Origin of the sequence: Ferrovibrio sp. (assembly GCF_002796975.1) — a bacterium.
In the GTDB taxonomy this organism is placed as follows: domain Bacteria; phylum Pseudomonadota; class Alphaproteobacteria; order Ferrovibrionales; family Ferrovibrionaceae; genus Ferrovibrio.
Genome location: NZ_PEKV01000029.1, coordinates 1 through 2,242, shown reverse-complemented (window position 1 = coordinate 2,242; position 2,242 = coordinate 1). Strand labels below are relative to the sequence as shown.

The 2,242-nt window shown below is 62.6% G+C and carries 3 protein-coding genes; all 3 read right to left on the bottom strand.

Features of this window, described 5'->3' with window-relative positions:
• On the bottom strand, nucleotides 1–596 hold a 596-nt coding region (locus CTR53_RS20955), incomplete at its 3' end, for an ABC transporter permease subunit (RefSeq protein WP_290818380.1).
• Complete coding sequence (locus CTR53_RS20950) at nucleotides 593–1,513, bottom strand: ABC transporter ATP-binding protein (RefSeq protein WP_290818377.1); 921 nt, start codon at nucleotides 1,511–1,513, stop codon at nucleotides 593–595. The genes CTR53_RS20950 and CTR53_RS20955, both read right to left, overlap by 4 nt.
• Nucleotides 1,510–2,242: NosD domain-containing protein (locus CTR53_RS20945; RefSeq protein WP_290818374.1), on the bottom strand; the 733-nt coding region annotated here is incomplete at its 5' end. The genes CTR53_RS20950 and CTR53_RS20945, both read right to left, overlap by 4 nt.

The following is a 2,242-nucleotide window of genomic DNA, read 5'->3' as shown; positions in this document are numbered from 1 at the left end:
TCGGCCACCAGAAAGCCGAGGATGCCCATGTCGAAGAGCAGAACCAGACCCAGCCAGATGCCGATCGCAATGCCGCCGGCGGTTCCGCGGTCCCGGACCTGTGTGCTGACCAGATAGCCCAGCGCAATGAAAACCGCCCCCAGCATGACCGAGGAGCCGATCAGCGCGGCAAATGCCGCCCAGCTCTCGGCGTCGATGGCGCTGCCGCTCAGCCAGAGCGCCACTGCTGCGGCACCGTAACCCAGGATCGTAGCGAAGCCGAGGATGGCCAGATGGCCGAAAAACTTGCCGACCAGAACCTGCCAGCGCGCCACCGGATAGCTGAGCAGCAGCAGCATGGTGCCGCGCTCGATCTCGCCGACCACGGCATCGTAGGAAATCAGCAGGGCAATCAGGGGCAGCAGGAAGATCGAGAGACTGGACAGGCTGACGATAACCACGTCCAGGGCTCGCACGCCTACGTTGCCGGTGGGAGCGCTGCCCAGAAAGCTCAGGGTCAGCGACAGCGCCAGCAGCAGCAATGTGGTCGCCAGCACCCAGCGGTTAAGCAGACCTTCCTGGATTTCCTTGGCGGCGATGTTCAGGATATTCGTCACGATGCTTCCTCCTGGCTGCGCAGGAAATGGACATAAAGTTCATCCAGCGTGGGCGGCGTGATCTCAACGTCATCCAGGGGTGCGCCGGCCTGGATCGCCTGGCGCAGCACATCGATCTTCTGCCCGGGCATTGCATCCAGTTCGACGATATGGCCGTTGACCGGCCGCCATTCGCCCAGGCCGCCCAGCCAGGACTGCTTCGGCCCGAGCCGGCCATCCTGCAGATGGAAGCGAATCCGCGTCGGCAGCCGGGCAATATGCCGAAGCTCCTCGAGCGAGCCATTCGCCACCATCGCGCCACGATTCATGACGATGACGCGATCGGTGCGCTCTTCCAGCTCGGTCAGGGCGTGCGACGACAGGATAACGGTGGCGCCGCGATCCCGCAGATCCTGCACGATCTCATAGAAGCTCTGCCGCAGCGCCGGATCGAGGCCGGTGGTCGGTTCATCGAGCAGCAGCAGGGCGGGTTCGCCGATCAGCGCCTGGGCAAGTCCAAGACGCTGACGCATACCCTTGGAATAGGTTCCGACCCGACGGTCCGCCGCCGCAGCCAAGCCTACCCGATCCAGCAACGGCAGAATCAGACTGACGGGCCCGCCTTTGAGACGGGTATAGAAGGTCAGCAATTCCCGCCCGGTCAACGCGCCATTGAAGGCAACATTCTCCGGCAGATATCCTAGGCGACGTCGGGCGGCGAAGTCTCCGCCCGCCGGATTCTCGCCCAGAACACTGACGGTGCCGAAGGTCGGATGAATCAGGCCAAGCATCAATTTGATCAAGGTCGTCTTGCCGGCGCCATTATGGCCGACCAGCGCAACGGTCTCGCCAGCCGGCAGGGCAAAGGATACGTCCCGAACGGCGTCGAGTTTTCCGTATCGCTTGGCGATGTCGCGAATCTCTACCGTATAACTCACTTTGCCTCGCGGTCTGGAAGTTGCGCTGTTGCCGGCGGCTCCATTAGCGGACTGCTGTCGACCACGCCGCCCGGCAGCAAAGCCGGAAACTGCGCCTGGGCCCAGCGGATCACCTGGACGGCCGGACTGTTGACCAGCAGCTTGGCCTGCGGCGCTGTCCACAGCACCTTGTCGACCAGATCGTTCGGCCGATAGGCGGCATCGCCGATGCCGTCGCCATTCAGGTCGAAGGCCGGATTGTCGCTCCAGTAGTTGCCGCGTCCGCCCTTCGACCAATCGAGATAGCGGGTGCCGACATACTTGACCTGGTTGCGATTGCGGATGAAGGCATTGCCGCTCATCTCGTTGCCTTCGGATCCAGCAGTGAAATGGATGCCGATTTCGCAACCTTCGAAGCGGTTGCCGATGAAGCGGTTCTTGTTGGCATTATAGATGAAGACGCATTTCTCCGGACCGTTGCGAGCACCGCTGCCAAGCGCGAGCGGTGCTTCGCCGTCACCGGAAGGCAGGCCATGTTCGGCGGTCCGGCGGCCGGCATTTGTCCACCGCTCTGCCGGCTGCAGCCGGCCGTAGACTGCATTGCCCGCAATACGCGATCCATTGGCGTAATTGAACAGAAAGCCGTGATCCCGATCGCCGTCGGAGATATTGTTCTCGACGATCAGACGATGCGAATACATCACGGCAAAGCCGACCGCATTGCCGGTCGAGACGTTGTCGCGGATCTCG